Here is a 16,763-nt window from a genome sequence, read left to right as displayed (position 1 = left end):
TTTAGCTATTTTTTCTAATAAATTCATTTAAATCGGCATAAAAAATACGAGCACTTTCTTTATAGCCTTTTAAAGTTTGATGAATTAAATCTGGACTAGCAAGCCCTTGCTGTCGCCACTGTTTAATGGAAAACTTGCCCCCCATTGCTACTTGCCAATCCCAAAATAGTGTTTTTTCAGATTTAGCGACTTGTTTTTGAATATTCATTATTTTTGCAAAAGACTTTGGTGTATCAGTTCCATTTACCATTGTGTCAGGAGGACTCATTATTAAAATGGTAGCATGGGGTAATATTTTACGAATCAATCTGATATTGTTCACTAAGTTTTTTTTATATTGACTGGCATCTAATGTTTCATCAAAACTTTCATTTGTTCCGTATTCAAGAATAACGAGATCACTTTGTGATAAGGCCAGTTCTTTAAACCAATTTTTCCCCCACTTTTGCCAAATTGTCTGTTTAGCGCCATTTGTAGCAATCGATGAAACGATAACACCTGATTGTTTATAACGAGTTAACCAAATTCCACCAAGCTCTATATCTTTTTGACCTTTTATTACTAAAGGCATTTTAGACACAACCGAAGCTGTTTGCCAAACATTTGGTGTTGGCTTATAACTTAAACTAATTTTTTTATCACTGGCATCATAAAGTGTTAATGAGCTTGAGTTATTTTTAAGTGTTTTAAAGGTTAACTTAACTTGCCAGTATTTATTATTAGATATTCTTGGCACAACTTGGATAGTAGCCGAATCTTTATTTGGTTTGGCAATGAATCCCCCCATAGGAAAATCCAAATTATTTAAAGTACGGCTACTTAACACATCCCAGTCTTTAGTTCGCCATGTAACCGCTACATGGTTTTGTCCTTTTATAGCGACAGGTGTTACCCAACCAATGCCTGCATTACCGTATTTTTGTTGCATTAATGTTCTAAATTCGCCAGTAAAAAAATCAGCTGCAGAATGTGAATCACCAAATTGAGTAATATTAATCACTTGATTAGCCTGTTTTTTATCCGCTAATGATTTTAAACGTGTTGCAAATTGTTTTGCATTAGGATCACCAAAATCAACTATCGCTGATGCAGTAGTAGTTTTACTTTCAGCTACATTACATCCAACAGTAATTGTTATTACTATTATGATTGCAATATATTTTAAAAATTTAATCACTATGGGTATCCTCTAATTCTTTATAAATTATTTGTTCCATAATGGCATTTGCCAGAATTTTTTGGCCTGTTAATGTAAAATGAATTCCATCATCAACTCTTACTTTAATTTTTGCTTTATCAATTTTTGTAAAATTACTAAATTTTTCGTACGTACAACCCAGTAATTCATTTGTTGATAAGAAATGCTGTTGAGACTTTTCTAGCTCAGATCGATATAAATTATTTAGATAAACCATTCCATCGTTTAATTTTGGTTTACGCATACAAGGAGCAGCAAGCCAAAGCACTTGAACATCATGTTCTATAGCACTATTTAAAATAGATGCAATACGCAAACGATAGTGTTCTTCCCACAATTTGGATTTGAATTTAGCGTATTTAGCGTAGCTTTTAACAGGAAAATCCCAAGGATCGTTAGCTCCAATAAAAATAATAAGTAGTTTAATTGAAGGGTCAGCAATTAAATTATCGTTAATTGTTTTTGGCCAATTAAAAGCGTTTGGATAAGCAAGTCCTGTACTTTGTTTACTTAAATCAAGACTTTCTATTTTATATTGCTTGAAAAGCATTTTTTTAACATATGGGGCTACACCTTGCATTAAAGAATCACCAGCAAATAATACTTTATCATTACTTGTTAATATAATAGGTAGTAGCTCATGGGGTTGCTCAATATCCTCTAGTATTTTTTTAGGATCATCGTGTGATATTAATTCAGTTTTGGACTTATTATAATTAGTAGGATCAGAATGTGGTTTTAGTTCAGAGGTTATTTCACCACTTTCTATATTTACCCTTTGAGTGATTTTTATATCTGAATCTGTTACCACTTCTATTTTTTTATTTGGTTTTATCTCTTCAGTTTCAGCTACTACTGAGTTAGATGTTATCTTTTCAGCAACGGGTAGTGCAACATCAATTGGTTGTGCCAATGAAGATGGTATTTGTACATTTACATCTTCTTGAGTATCTTGCTCATATTTTTTGTTTTCTTCAAGTTCTTGTATTGAAAGTTCTTCTACTGCAAGTGTGTTACTATTAAACAAATCAGTATGATATGCTTGCTCGCAATAAACCAATATTGACTTGTAATATATCGCTATTAATGTAATGGCAGTAACAAAAAATATTACAAATATATAACGAGCAGATAAAGGAGCATTAGCAATAACATGAGCTCTTTTGGTTTTCTTATTTTTTATGGCATCTTTTTTAATCGTATTTTTATACAATGCATTATAGCGTTGCTGTTTCAAATTCAAATTGTTTTTTTTATTATTTTTTGATAACGTTTTGTTAGATATCATCATAATTAAGTATTATTAAAAATTAGCGTAAATAAAGTTTGGCACACCTGATGGTGCAATATAAATAACTAACCACAAAATGAAAATAAATACCAACGGTAAATATAAATGAGGTATTTTGTTTAACTGTATAATAAACCACTCAGTAAAATTTTTACACATTGGATAGGCAAAGTAGATAAAACCAATAACCAAAAAAGACCCTGCATATTGAGGTTCTATAAAAAAGTTATGCAGTAATGCGGTCAAATAATCCAATGCATCAGACAAACTTTCACAATAAAAAAACAGCCAAGTAAAACAAACATAATGCCATGTTAGTAACCGAGCGGCTATTGGTGAACGTAACGTTAGCCAATTTTTACCTAAATAACAATCACCGATATTAAGTACCACAATGCCAATACCATGACATGCTCCCCAAATAATAAAATTAAGGCCTGCTCCATGCCACAATCCCGATAATAACATGGCTAAAATAACATTAATTTGAGTTCGAATAAATCCTCGACGATTTCCACCAAGTGGGATATAAATATAGTCGCGAATCCAACTTGATAAGCTAATATGCCAACGTGACCAAAAGTCCCTTAAATTCAAAGCTAAATATGGCAAATTAAAATTAATTGGCAAACGAAACCCTAACAATAAAGCAATACCCGTTACTAAATCAGTGTAGCCCGAAAAATTTAAGTAAATTTGCATAGCGTAAGCATAAAGTCCAACTAACAAATCAATTACACTAAATTCTAATGGATTGGCAAATATGGGTTTTACCCAATGTTCACTAATTAAACCGCCTAAGCAGTAAACCTTAGTCACAGCTAAAATAAGCAATGTAAATGCACGAAACGGTTCTAAAATTTCACGAGGCTGAGTAATATTGATTTGCGGTAAAAAATCTTTAGCTCGGTTAATGGGACCAGCAATAATACTAGGAAAAAATGATAAAAACAGCGCAAAATCCCAAAATTTAGCAACAGCAAGCTCCTTCTTTTTTATTGAAACTAAGTAACTTACGGAATGAAAGGTATAAAATGAAATACCAATAGGAATTAATACAGTGATAACTGGCAATAAAACAGGCAAATCAAAGAAATAAAATAGATCTTGCAACTCGTAACGAAAAAAATCAAAATATTTAAATAGTGCTAAATTTAAAACCGATACGCATAATCCAAAAGTTAGCCATCGCTTTGCATAACGTTCTGATGCAGCAATCATCACTGAAAGCAGATAAATCACACAGGTATAAATAAAAAGGATAAGCGAAAATTGCCAACTATAACTGCCAACAATAAGATAACTTGCTATTAAAAGCAGGCTATTTTGTATTTTGGGTGATAAGCGACATCCCCAATATAAGGCGAAGAAAGCGATAAAGAGTAAACTAAACTCAATCGATAAATAACTCATTGTGATCCTTTTTACTTAAACGTGTACTTTCCTGAAACTTTTTAACAAAATTTTTATAAAGCCATTAATTTTTATAAAGTTATTAATTTTTCGTTTCGCTAATTAATTCGGATTGAGCTAGCACATTATAAACAATAAGTTCTTTATTCAATCCCGTAACAGTTAATAATTGATTTCTTGCTTGTAACCATAAATCATAAAGTGCAGAAAGTTTTTCATTACTTTTAGTTGCGAGCAGTCGAATTAATGGGACTTGATCTCGATTAACAATAAAGCGGCCTACTTTTTGCTTCGCTTTTAACGCATCACTTAATAATGCACAAAACCAAATGATTCTTTCAATAACATCTTCATAATTAAAGGTTTTAGCGAGCTGCCAATAATTATTTTGTGGTACAACTTCTAATAGATGATCACAAAATTCCTTTCGTTGTTGCCACTTTTCTGGCGCTAATAATGCAGTCGCTTTGAGCGGTGCATTTTCGCTCAATAATAATGCCGAGGCAAGTTCATTATCACTATACTGTTGATAGTGTTGTTTTTTTAACCATTCAATAGATTGTTCCAATTTAGGAAGAGTCAAAAAATAAGAAAAACAACGGCTATGAATTGTTGGTAATAATTGACTATTATGTTCATCGCTTAAAATAAAATAGGTATTTTGGGGTGGTTCTTCTAACGTTTTAAGCAACGCATTAGCGGCAGCTTCGGTCATTAAAGCTGCATGTTTTATCCAAATGACTTTATTGCCTCCTTGTTGGGATTTTTCGTAAACTCTACTAGCTATATTACGAATTTGATCAATACCGATTGACTGTTTATCTTGTCCATTGGTTATTACAGAATAATCAGGATGATGATGAGCCAAAAACAATTGGCAACTATGACAGCTTAAGCATGGTTCTAATTGCTGTGAACATTGACATAATAAACGATTTGCAAGCTTTGAAATAAACTTGTTTTCACCACTACCTTGAACATAGTTAATTAGCAAAGCATGATGAGAACGCTTGTTTATAATTCCTGATGCTAATTGCTGATAAGGTTGTGAAAGCCAAGGGTAGTCATTTAAGATCATTGATTATTCCCCTGTTTTGTTAACCATGTTGTTAAAATGTGTTCAATCTGTTTAGTTACATTATCAATTGATTGAGAGGCATCAATAATCATAATAGTATTGTCTTGCTTGGCAAGCTCCAAATAGCGTTGCCGAATTCGTTTAAAAAATGGCAATGATTGTTGCTCAATACGATCGAGTTTCCCTCTCGCTTTTGCGCGCATTAAACCAATTTTAGGATCAATATCTAGATATAAAGTAAGATCAGGCTTAAAATCAGCCAATACTTGTTGTTTTAATGTTGTTATAAAAATTTGACCTAACTGACGCCCACCACCTTGATAAGCCTGGGTTGACAAGTCATGGCGATCACCAATTACCCATTTACCGGCTTTAAGTGCTGGTTTTATGACATTATCAATTAGTTGAATACGAGCGGCATATAGCATTAACAATTCGGCTTTATCCGTTAATGGTTCGTTATCTAAACCATTTTTAATTATATTGCGTAACGCTTCAGCAATCGGTGTGCCTCCTGGCTCTCGAGTAAATTGCAAATTGTTAATATGGTGTTGATTTAAAATTTGGGCGATGGTATTAATAGCCGTGGTTTTACCCGCTCCTTCTAGCCCTTCAATAACAATAAATTTGCCAATCATACTAAATTCCCAAACTATTTATAATGAACATACAATTAATATTGCATCATTGTACGCTATTTTTGCTGATTATTTTAGTTTGAACTATTAATACTGTACTAAATTTTAGATGTTTAATGAGATAATAAAATAATCGGTAAAAATTATTTAATTATTTGATTTATTTTTATGCATATGAGTTAAGTTTCTATCTGTAAGTAAAATATAGTAAAATCCACAAAGGATAGTTAAAGTGTAGGAATTACGCTCGTTGTTTTTAGTAATTTGATATGACTCCCATTGAATATAAAACACTAAAACAGGTAGTGTAATTTCTATGCGAATTTTGCACTAATTATGGGGTATTTGCATGAGCATTACAGCTTTTTTATAATTACTTCCTAAAGCTGGGATTTTAAACTTAACTCATCAACCATTTGTTTAAGCTCACGATTTCTTTCTCATGTTCTTTTGAGCGTTTGATATCTAAGCTTTCCATTCAGCCGTATTTTTCCCACCATTTATAGAAAGTTGAATTACCCATGCTATATTTACGGCACAGTTCTTTAACGGCAATACCGGATTCTGCTTCTTTTAATATCGATACAATTTGGTGTTCAGTTATTTTTTTCATGCTTGAATCCTCTTTTACTTTTATTATAGGGAATTTTCTATTTTTTACTGCACTGTTTTTAAGGGAGAGTTACAGTAAAAAATTTTAATTTTAGACAAACACCACATTTACGTGCTGTATCTTGATAACATTTGGGTATATACTAATAACATTATGAATATATATTGGATTATTTAATGATCGCTGTTTTTTATATCGCGTCGATTATTGCTGTCTTTGCCAGTATAAAAGTGATTAGTAGTTTACGAATTGATAAAGCAATTTTATACCTCATTATTTCACTTTTTGCGTCAGCATTGATATTTATTCTACTTGATACGTATTTTTCTGCTGTTTTATATGTCTTATTATTTATTGGTGGATCGGTGACTCTATTTTTGCTTGTCGCATCAATTTTAAAAATTAGCGTAGATAATGTAGAAAACAACAAGAAACTAGGTATTAGTCCTAGAATCTGGTTAGGGCCACTAATTTTAGCATTTATTTTGCTAGTAGCTCTTATTTATGGTGTAGTAAATACTAACTATTTAGAACTGAAAGAGTCTCATGAGTTAATGCATGAAATGTCCATATATGCGTATATTTTGATGGTAGAATTAGCCATATTTTTATTGTTGGGTGCAGCTGTGATTGCTTATCATTTTATGCACAGGCTTATATCGGAGAAATAAATGATTCCACTCATGCATTGTCTTATTTTGTCTTCTATTTTATTTGTAATTGGTCTGTTAGGGATAATGATCCGACGCCATTTCTATTTTTTATTACTTAGCCTTATTATTATGAATAATGGTGCAATAGTCGCATTGTTTGCTGCCAGTAACTATTGGCAACAATCTGATGGGCAAATGCTAGCTATATTAGCGCTAATAACGGCTTTAGCTGAGATTTGTGTTGGCCTTGCATTAATGATGAAATTATTCTACCGTCGAAAAATCTTTAATATTGACTCATTGAGTGAAATGAAAGGATGAATTTACTTTATTTAACCATTATTATTCCCATGCTCTCTTTTCTAATATTGATTTGCTTTGGGAGGTATATTCGATCAATTGACGTGATGATTATTGGTATTACCACTATGCTGATCATTGCATTAATTGCAGTATTTTGTTGCGTTGATTTTAGTTCAAACACAGTACCAGACATGACCTTAGTTTATACTAGGCAATTGTGGAATTGGTTTTCTGTGAGTAATTTTACTGTGCCAATTTCTTTAACCTTGGATGGTTTATCACTAACATTTTTAGTTTTAATCTCATTCTTTGGCTTTTTGATCTACTTTTTTGCTGCCTGTTATTTAACGTCAAGAAGTGATATTTACACCTTTTACGCTTACAGTAACTTATTAATTGCTAGCATATTAACCATCATACTAGTTGATAATCTATTTGTTATGTTGATTGGTTGGGAAGGCGTGAGTATCAGCACTTACTTACTTATTGGTATTTACTACAAACAAGCTCGTAATGGTTATGCAGCAGTCAAGGCATTTATCATTATGCATTTAACTGATATCTTTTTAATTATTGGTATATTTTTACTGTATCAAACGGTAGAGACATTAAGTATCCGCGATGTTTTGGAACAAGCACATGATAATTTAGCTGTTGACTCAGATATTATATTTTGGACAACATTAATGCTGTTTCTTGGTGCAATGAGTAAGTCCGCACTATTTCCTATGCATTCATGGTTTGCAGAAACAACATTAGCACCAATGCCAGCAGTAGCTTTAATGCAATCATCTACAGTTATTTTAGCAGGCGTATATTTGATATTAAGGCTAAGCAATTTATTTATGATGTCTAACGATACGTTAGCCATAATGACTATCATTTCATCATTAACTGTACTATTTGCTAGCTCAATAGCTTTAGTACAAAATGATATAAAAAGAATTGTCACTTATATCAATTTGGCACAAATTAGTTATTTATTTTATGCCTTTTCCTCTCAAAATTGGAATTTATCACTTAATTGTTTAATTAATTATGCTGTAACGAGTACTTTATTAATTTTTGCATCTGCAATATTAATTAAAAATTGTCAAGGTGAAAGAAATATCAATAAACTTGGTGGCTTAATAAAATCATTCCCAATACTATATGTAATATTTTTATTTATTATGTTATCGTTAAGCGCTATGCCATGGATTTCAGCATCATTTTATATCAAAGGAGATATTATTTGGGGATTAATGGCAAAAGAACGTTTAATGTCAGGAACTATAGGATTATTAGGGATTTTGCTGTCTAGTTTAAGTATTTGGCGCTTAATCTTTATAGTATTTTATCATAAACCAAAGATTTTTGATTTTGCTAAAACTAAATCAATAAGTTATTATCCAATTTTTATATTAGTGATTTTTACAACGGCCGTATTTATCTATTTCCCTTTACCTATTCAAGGTATTATTCCTATTGCTGAATTTGATACTAACGGTCGGACATATTTTCGCTTATTACTAGCCGCAGTAACATTATTGAGTTTTCTTATTGCCTATATTTTATACGCTCACCCCAATAGCGAAGTACAAGAAGTCCTAAATACCCCAATAATTAAGTTTTTTTTACGTTTATGTAATAGTGATTGGCATTATAACTATTTATTGCATACGCTATTTGTTAATCCTTATATCTATTTAGCCCGTTTATTGAAAAAAGATCCTCTTGCTTTATGGGATGATTGGATAATGAAAGGAATTAAAAAAGTAAACTCATTCATCGTTAACCTAGAAAATGGGCAAACTCGGTGGTATTTGGTTTCAATGGTAATAGGTAGTATTATCATATTAATGTTACTGATTTTTATTTAATAAAGGTGTAATCATTCATGTTATTATGGCTTGTTTTTTTACCTGTAATAGGCGGATTTATTGGTTGGTTATGCCATGCATGTTTTCAAAGAGGCGTTGTTTCCACCAATGTACAAATACGTTGGTCGAAATTACCAATAATTATAGCATTTATCACAATTTGCATTACATTATTAATAGCGATAACATTTTGGATAGACGCCATAAATGTGTTAAATCAACAGGAAAATTGGGTAAAAGAAGTGAATCTTGAATGGATTCCTTTGCTAGGCATTCATTTTCATCTTGTTTTAGATGGTTTATCTATGATTGTTATCACCTCAACCCTATTTATCGTGCTATTGACGATTGTTTATTCTAGTAAAGAAAGCCTAAACAATCTTGGCTTATTTTACCTATGTTTATTATTTATGACATCAGCTATTATAATTCTGTTTGTCATCACTGATTTATTTTTAATGTTCTTATTTTGGGAAGCAGTGGCAATTCCCATCTATTTTTTAATCTCATTATGGGGAAGACGAGATTCAAACTCACAATTGCGTTTTAATGGTGCTAGTAAATTTTTGATTTATACCCAACTAAGCAGTTTACTTATGCTAATCTCAATAGTGTCATTAGCCTTAATTAATTGGAACTTAACAGGACATTGGACGTTTGATTATCAGATCTTAACCAAAACGCCTATCTCAAGTAATACTGAATTTTTACTTATGTTAGGTTTTTTAGCAGCTTTTATTGTTCGCATACCTTTTGTACCTTTTCATAGTTGGTTTATTCAAGCTCATATTGAATCTTCAACAACTGGGTCAATGATGATTAGTGGATTACTACTTAACACCACTGCATTTGGTTTATTACGTTTTGTGATACCGTTATTTCCTAGTGCATCAATCATAATTATGCCGGTTATGTTAGTTTTTGCAATACTTACTATTGTTTATGCAGCCTTACTGGCATTCAATCAAACCGATATTAAGAAACTTATTGCTTATATTCACATTGCATTGATGGGCTTTGTTACTGCAATTATTTATAGTGGTTCGGTGATTGCTTATCAAGGCGTTGTTATTCAAATGATTGCTATCAATTTAGCAATAGTTGGCATGTTTATAATTAGTGGATTATTAGTTGAATGTTACTCAACACGAAACATAAACCAATTTATCGGGCTTAAAGAGCGCGTACCTTACTTATCTTCATTTGCTTTATATTTTATTTTGGCTGTATTAGGTATTCCTGGTACGGCGAATTTTGTTGGTAATTATATGATGTTACTTGGTAGTTATAATACTTTCTCGTTTTATACAATTTTATTAGCAATTGGCTTATTATTGGTATCTATTTCATTTATTGTTCGTATGCAACCAATTTTTTATGGCTCTACTGATAAAGGCAATACAACAAAACATATACTTAGCAAAAAAGATTTCTTATTATTATCAAGCGTCTTAATTGTCCTAATTTTTATTGGCATGTATCCTAAACTAATCTTAGATATGTCTTATTCTGTGGTAAATCAAACTCAACAATATATAGCCACAGAGCGAGTGGGAGAATAATCAATTATGATAGCTTTATCACCTATTTTAGTATTAAGCTTTGCCATCATTATTTTATTATTTTCACTGTTTGTTTTAAAAATAAATACTAAAGCTTGCACTATTTTAACTGTATGTGGATTATCTATCGCTTTGTTCTGCGCTGTAGTGGTTGGTTATAAAATTTCGTCTAGCACTCAAGCAATTACTGATATCAGTAGTGATAATATGCAAATATCGGTACCTGATTCAGATCGTATCAAAAAAACCGACCCATCAAGTGAAACAACAATCGCAGTCGATACTGTGCCTACTGAATCAGTAGAATCACCAAATCAGAGTGAAAACAGAAGTGTTGATGCTAATAACGATAACAACAATATCGATAAGACAAATACACGCACAGATACAAATGAAAACCCAAGCACTAACGCAAGCATCGATACAGGTACAACGAGTATTACAGATAGCTTTAATTCTAATATTGGTGATAACGCAAATATAGATACATCTTCAGTGGATGAATGGAAAGCTCGACATATCACTGCCCTATTTACTTGTGACGGTTACGGATTACTTTATACTAGTTTAATTTTAATGATATCCATTACAGTTGCATGTTTTGCTTATCGTTGGTTTAAACAAGAACAAACCCATCATGGGTTATTTTATTTAATTCTACTTTTTATGGCATTAGGTGGTGTAACACTCGTATACTCAAGCCATTTAATTTCATTTTTTATTGGTATTGAACTGTTATCGATCCCGTTTGTGGGGTTGATTGGTTATCAATATACGCAAACACATTCATTAGAAGCTGCCGTTAAATACATGATATTATCCGCTGTTGCGGGTGTATTTTTATTGATGGGGATCGCCTTTTATTATGCAACGACAGGGGAACTAACTTTCAGTGGGCTAAGTTATCAGCTTTCAACGATGTCTTACCCAAGCACATTATTACTGATAGGTGTTTGCTTAATGCTAGTGGGTATTGGTTTTAAGTTATCACTCGTTCCATTTCAACTATGGTTACCCGATGTTTATCAAGGCGCTCCAACAGTTGTCGCTTTGTTATTATCAACGGTCGGAAAAGTTGCCGTTTTTTGTGCTATAGCAAGACTGTTTTTATTGGCCCCTATTGTTAATAATGAAACCATCCGTATTATTTTAGTGATTATGGCTTTTTGCTCTATTTTATGGGGTAACTTATTAGCGTTAATGCAAAGTAACTTAAAGCGATTACTTGCTTATTCATCAATAGCACATTTTGGTTATTTATTAACAGCTCTCATTGCTGTGCAATATCAAGTACTTGCATTAGAAACTATTGGTGTTTACCTAATTGGATATATTTTAGCTAACATCTGTATTTTAGGAACGATCAGTTTAGATTCTCATTCTGATGAACTTCAAGATCATGAAACTGAAATCGACCTGTCAGGACTTTTTTGGCGAAGACCCATTCTGGCATTAGCAATGGGAATAGGCTTTTTATCTTTAGCTGGTGTCCCATTAACTACAGGATTCATTGGACGATTTTTACTGGTATTATTAGGGGTAACAGCTGAACTATGGTGGCTAGTTGCGGCTATTGTTATTGGTAGCACATTAGGACTTTACTTTTATGCTCGCTTAATCATCAATCTTTATATCAGACCAATCAGCCATGATGCTCAAGTGACAAGCGGATCTTCAATGAAATTAAAATGGAGTAATATTAGAATTAGTGAATTAATTATTGTGCTATGTGCTTTATTAACAATGCTTTGTGGAGTTTATCCTAAATGGTTATTTAACTTAGTTAGTTTTGCGCAATATTTAACCACATAATTAATATTTATTCACTATTATTATGCTGTTAACGATATAGATATTTATCGAAATGCTAAAACGCTTTACTTTATGCTAAACACGATTTTTTCTGAAACTTTTTGATAAGAAATAGTTAATAATAGATTTATTTATTATGTTATAATTTCAAACTTTAATATTTTATTTAAATCAAGAGGACCTATATGGACTTTTTAATTTCTAATGCTTACGCCGCAGATGGTAATCAACTAGGTGGTGATTACTTTCCGATGATTATGTTGATTGTGTTTGGTTTATTTTTCTATTTTATGATTATGCGTCCACAACAAAAACGCGCCAAAGCACATCGTGATTTAATGGCGTCAATTTCAAAAGGTGATGAAGTATTAACCAATGGTGGGATTATTGGTCGTGTGTCAAAAGTTAACGACAATGGTTACATCGCATTAGAATTAAATGATACAACTGAAATTGTAATCAAACGTGACTTTATTACATCAGTTTTACCAAAAGGAACAATGAAATCACTATAATAGAGTTTTATCTATTATATTCATTGTATTAATTACCTAATCCTACAAGAGAATATGTCGTGTTAAACCGCTATCCTTTGTGGAAATACATTATGTTGGTCGTAGTCATTTGCCTCGGCCTACTTTATGCACTTCCAAATATTTATGGTGAAGATCCCGCTATACAAATTTCAGGCTTAAATAGTGCTGAAATCAATGTTACTACACAAGATAAAGTTAAAAAAATTTTGATTGATAATGATATCAAATTTAAATCAATCGTTTATGAAAATAAATCGATTTTAATTCGTGTTAGTGATAACGATGCACAGCTTAAAGCGAAAGAGCTTATATCCGAAGCGTTAGGTGAAGAGTATATTGTTGCATTAAATTTAGCACCAGCAACACCCGCATGGCTTACAATGTTAGGTGCTGAACCGATGAAACTAGGACTTGATTTGCGTGGTGGTGTTCATTTCTTAATGGAAGTTGATATGACAACTGCATTAAGTAAACTCACTGAACAATCCATTGAAAACATAAAAGCTGAATTTACAGCTAGTAAATTAAATTATAAAACAATCAACAAAAACCGTAATGAGCAAATTATCATACAATTTGATAATACTGAAGATCGTAATAAAGCGATCACCAAGATCAATAATTTACAGGATTTCAAAGTTATTTCTCAAAGTGACAACGGCATTATTATCAACATTAGCGACAAACGGTTACAACAAGCTAAAAATGACGCTGTACAACAAAACACAACTATTTTACGCAACCGCGTTAACCAACTAGGTGTTGCCGAGCCGATTGTGCAACGCCAAGGGGCGGATCGTATAGTGGTAGAATTACCGGGTATACAAGACACCGCATTAGCTAAGCGTATTTTGGGCGCAACAGCGACACTTGAGTTTAGACAAGTTAACCAAGATCGCACCGCTGATCTGCCTACTATCTTAAGTGGTGATATGCGAGTTCCGTATGGTTCGGAAATCCAATATACGGAAAGTGGCTACCCAGTATTACTTTATAAACGAATTGTACTAACAGGGGATCATATTACTGATTCATCATTTCGCACAAGCCAATATGGTCAACCTGAAGTTGCTATTACGCTTGATGGTTCTGGCGGTAAAAAAATGTTGAATTTTACCCAAAAGAATATTGATAAAGCGATGGCAACCTTATTTGTTGAATATAAAGACACGGGTAAACGTGATGAAAACGACAAACCAATTCTTGAAAAGCAAGAACGTGTTATCAACGTAGCAACAATTCAAGGTATTTTTAGTGACCATTTTCAGGTAACGGGTATTGGCAGTATTGATGAAGCTAAAAATTTATCGTTATTATTGCGAGCAGGAGCTCTAATTGCGCCAATTCAAATTATTGAAGAACGTACTGTTGGGCCATCAATGGGACAAGAAAACATAACCCAAGGGTTAGAATCTTGCGCTTGGGGGTTAGCGGTTTCAGTTATCTTTATGTTAGTGATGTATCGCCTATTTGGTCTATTTGCAAGCCTTGCACTGGTTGCTAATTTAATTTTAATTGTTGGTGTTATGTCCTTACTTCCTGGCGCAACGCTCAGCATGCCAGGTATTGCAGGTATTGTATTAACCGTTGGTATGGCTGTTGATGCTAATGTACTTATCAATGAACGGATAAAAGAAGAGCTCAGCAACGGACGTGGAGTACAATATGCAATTAATGAAGGATATGCAGGGGCGTGGAGCAGTATTTTTGACGCCAACCTAACCACATTAATTACAGCGGTTATTCTTTATGCTGTTGGTACAGGCTCAATTAAAGGCTTTGCCATTACATTAGGCATCGGCATTGTAACATCAATGTTTACATCGATTGTTGGTACTCGTGCATTAGCTAATCTTATTTATGGCGGACGCCGTGTTAATAAGTTATCAATTTAGAGGTTTATTGTGATTATTAATAAAAAAGAAAATCATGATGTTAGAGAACTCAATCATGGCCGCAGAGTCCTCGACTTTTTAAAATTTGGCTTTATTGCTTTTGTGATTTCAATGTTATTAGTGGTAGCCTCTTTTGTGGTTATTTTTGTTAAAGGATTTAATCTAGGACAAGACTTCACTGGCGGTACGACAGTAGAACTCACAGTAACAAAAGCGGTTAATCTTGATGACCTTCGTAACAGTCTACGCAATGCAGGCTATCATGAACCGATAGTACAGTATTACGGTAGTAGTAAAGATATCATCATTAGATTACCTTCAGCTAAGCAAGAAGATGGTAGTGTTTCATCTACGATTGATAATGCATTAGGCACAAAAATTTCTAATTTAATACATAAAGACATTGATGCCAATGCGCAAATTAAACGTATTGAGTTTGTCGGCCCAACAGTAGGCTCTGAACTTGCCCAAGATGGTATTTTGGCCATCTGTGCAGCATTAGTGTGTATTCTAATCTATATTGCCTTTCGTTTTGAATGGCGATTTGGTACTGGTGCGGTTGTTGCCTTAGCGCATGATGTTATCATCACCGCAGGTTATCTATCGTTATTTGAACGAGAACTAGATTTAACTATCATTGCTGCAATGTTATCGATAATTGGTTATTCGCTCAATGATACCATTGTAGTTTTCGACCGAATTCGTGAGAATTTTAGAAAGATTCGACGAGCAGATCCTTACGATGTTATCAACATCTCGTTAACACAAACATTGCACCGTACTTTGATGACGTCAGGGACAACCCTTGCAGTAGTCATCATTTTGTATATCTTTGGCGGTTCAATGTTAAAAGGTTTCTCTGAAACATTAGGCGTTGGTATTGTGCTTGGTACAATCTCATCAATTTATGTGGCTGCCTATATGTCACTCAAATTAGGCGTAAAACGTGAACACTTTATGCCACCTAAAATTGAAGCAGAAGGCGCAGATCAACCTTCAATATTGCGTTAATTATGTGAACTCTGCCATTGATTGGCAGAGTTTTATTAGGCTGTTTTTCAAACAAATAGTACTGAACTGATTGACACTTATTGTTTAGTTGCATATTATTAATCACAGTTTTATCCCATTCTATTTGGGGCCATAGCTCAGCTGGGAGAGCGCAACGCTGGCAGCGTTGAGGTCAGGGGTTCGATCCCCCTTGGCTCCACCAATTCAATAATCAGTAACATTCTTTTAAACCCTACAAAGTACACCAAACCCAGTAATAACAAGCCTTAAAGTCTATTTTATTGCCCATTAAGTATCAGTAAGGTACATTTACAACCAAAAATAATGGGGGTATATTTGGGGGTATAATTAAATACCCTATTATTGCGTACCCCCAAAGGTGAAAAATGGCTGTAAAAACTACTCCCTTAACTGACACACAAATAAAAGCATTAAAAGCCACTAGTAAGGATAAAAAGTATTTTGATGGTGGAGGTCTTTTTCTGTTAGTTAAATCGACAGGGGTTAAATTATGGCGATTTAAATATAAAAAGCCAATATCACATAAAGAGGCATTACTATCTTTCGATAAATACCCAGAAACATCGCTACAACAAGCGCGAAAACAACGAGATGAAGCGCGAGAATTAATAAAGCAAGGGATAGATCCACAACATCACAAAGCGGAACAAGAACAACGTAAGCAAGAAGCTTGTAATAATACCTTTTACGCTATGGCTGAGAAATGGTTAAAATTCAAAACAGAACAAGGTTTAGAAGAGCAAACACTCAAAAAGGCTTGGCGTTCATTAGAAAACCATGTTTTCCCTTATATGTAATAGTCTTCACTCAATCTGACATTTAAGTTATTTTATAACACAAAAGGAGAGTCAGAAATGAATCAAACCGCCAAAATCAT

15 protein-coding genes and 1 tRNA gene are annotated in these 16,763 nt (G+C 33.1%); 10 read left to right on the top strand and 6 right to left on the bottom strand.

Features of this window, described 5'->3' with window-relative positions:
• Window position 1: 1 nt before the first annotated feature.
• From GQ590_RS12930 to GQ590_RS09275, 6 genes are all read right to left on the bottom strand, one after another.
• On the bottom strand, window positions 2–1,177 hold the full coding sequence (locus tag GQ590_RS12930; protein ID WP_160408516.1) for a GDSL-type esterase/lipase family protein: 1,176 nt from the start codon (window positions 1,175–1,177) through the stop codon (window positions 2–4).
• On the bottom strand, window positions 1,170–2,435 hold the full coding sequence (locus tag GQ590_RS09295) for an SGNH family hydrolase (protein WP_160422583.1): 1,266 nt from the start codon (window positions 2,433–2,435) through the stop codon (window positions 1,170–1,172). The genes GQ590_RS12930 and GQ590_RS09295 overlap by 8 nt, the downstream gene beginning before the upstream one ends.
• 66 nt (window positions 2,436–2,501) lie before the next feature.
• Entirely contained in the window at window positions 2,502–3,902 is a 1,401-nt protein-coding gene (locus tag GQ590_RS09290) for an MBOAT family protein (protein WP_160408512.1), read from the bottom strand.
• An 82-nt stretch (window positions 3,903–3,984) separates the two neighbouring features.
• Window positions 3,985–4,980, bottom strand: coding sequence for a DNA polymerase III subunit delta' (holB, locus tag GQ590_RS09285; RefSeq protein WP_160408510.1), 996 nt, complete (start codon window positions 4,978–4,980; stop codon window positions 3,985–3,987).
• Window positions 4,977–5,618 (bottom strand): dTMP kinase, encoded by a 642-nt coding sequence (tmk, locus tag GQ590_RS09280; protein ID WP_160408508.1) that lies wholly within the window; start codon window positions 5,616–5,618, stop codon window positions 4,977–4,979. The genes holB and tmk overlap by 4 nt, the downstream gene beginning before the upstream one ends.
• Window positions 5,619–6,096: 478 nt before the next feature.
• Window positions 6,097–6,231, bottom strand: a complete 135-nt coding sequence (locus tag GQ590_RS09275) for a transposase (RefSeq protein ID WP_160408506.1) — start codon at window positions 6,229–6,231, stop codon at window positions 6,097–6,099.
• Between the two features lie 176 nt (window positions 6,232–6,407).
• On the opposite strand from GQ590_RS09275, the gene GQ590_RS09270 reads away from it, so the two are divergent.
• The 10 genes from GQ590_RS09270 to GQ590_RS09225 all read left to right on the top strand — a co-directional run bounded on the left by GQ590_RS09270 (window position 6,408) and on the right by GQ590_RS09225 (window position 16,683).
• Window positions 6,408–6,902, top strand: a complete 495-nt coding sequence (locus tag GQ590_RS09270; protein WP_160408504.1) for an NADH-quinone oxidoreductase subunit J — start codon at window positions 6,408–6,410, stop codon at window positions 6,900–6,902.
• Window positions 6,903–7,205: an NADH-quinone oxidoreductase subunit NuoK gene (gene nuoK, locus GQ590_RS09265; protein WP_160408502.1), complete on the top strand. Its 303-nt coding sequence runs from the start codon at window positions 6,903–6,905 to the stop codon at window positions 7,203–7,205. It begins immediately after the preceding gene.
• Entirely contained in the window at window positions 7,202–9,049 is a 1,848-nt protein-coding gene (locus GQ590_RS09260; RefSeq protein WP_160408500.1) for an NADH-quinone oxidoreductase subunit L, read from the top strand. The genes nuoK and GQ590_RS09260 overlap by 4 nt, the downstream gene beginning before the upstream one ends.
• Before the next feature lie 17 nt (window positions 9,050–9,066).
• Entirely contained in the window at window positions 9,067–10,611 is a 1,545-nt protein-coding gene (locus GQ590_RS09255; protein ID WP_160408498.1) for a NuoM family protein, read from the top strand.
• A gap of 6 nt (window positions 10,612–10,617) precedes the next feature.
• Window positions 10,618–12,423: an NADH-quinone oxidoreductase subunit N gene (locus GQ590_RS09250; protein WP_160408496.1), complete on the top strand. Its 1,806-nt coding sequence runs from the start codon at window positions 10,618–10,620 to the stop codon at window positions 12,421–12,423.
• A gap of 185 nt (window positions 12,424–12,608) precedes the next feature.
• The gene (gene yajC / locus GQ590_RS09245) at window positions 12,609–12,938 is read left to right on the top strand and encodes a preprotein translocase subunit YajC (protein WP_160408494.1); all 330 of its coding nucleotides are present in this window, start codon (window positions 12,609–12,611) and stop codon (window positions 12,936–12,938) included.
• A 59-nt stretch (window positions 12,939–12,997) separates the two neighbouring features.
• Window positions 12,998–14,854 carry a protein translocase subunit SecD gene (gene secD / locus GQ590_RS09240; RefSeq protein WP_160408492.1) on the top strand — a complete coding sequence of 619 codons (1,857 nt, stop codon included), beginning with the start codon at window positions 12,998–13,000 and terminating at the stop codon, window positions 14,852–14,854.
• Window positions 14,855–14,869: 15 nt separating this feature from the next.
• Window positions 14,870–15,865, top strand: coding sequence for a protein translocase subunit SecF (gene secF, locus GQ590_RS09235; protein WP_160408554.1), 996 nt, complete (start codon window positions 14,870–14,872; stop codon window positions 15,863–15,865).
• Between the two features lie 126 nt (window positions 15,866–15,991).
• Window positions 15,992–16,067, top strand: a tRNA-Ala gene (locus GQ590_RS09230).
• A 184-nt stretch (window positions 16,068–16,251) separates the two neighbouring features.
• Window positions 16,252–16,683 (top strand): integrase arm-type DNA-binding domain-containing protein, encoded by a 432-nt coding sequence (locus GQ590_RS09225; protein WP_160408490.1) that lies wholly within the window; start codon window positions 16,252–16,254, stop codon window positions 16,681–16,683.
• Window positions 16,684–16,763 lie beyond the last annotated feature (80 nt).

It is taken from the genome of Gilliamella sp. Lep-s35 (genome assembly GCF_009795845.1).
In the GTDB taxonomy this organism is placed as follows: Bacteria; Pseudomonadota; Gammaproteobacteria; order Enterobacterales; family Orbaceae; genus Gilliamella.
The sequence above is the reverse complement of the archived record's forward strand: the minus strand, read 5'-3'. Positions and strand labels throughout refer to the sequence as shown.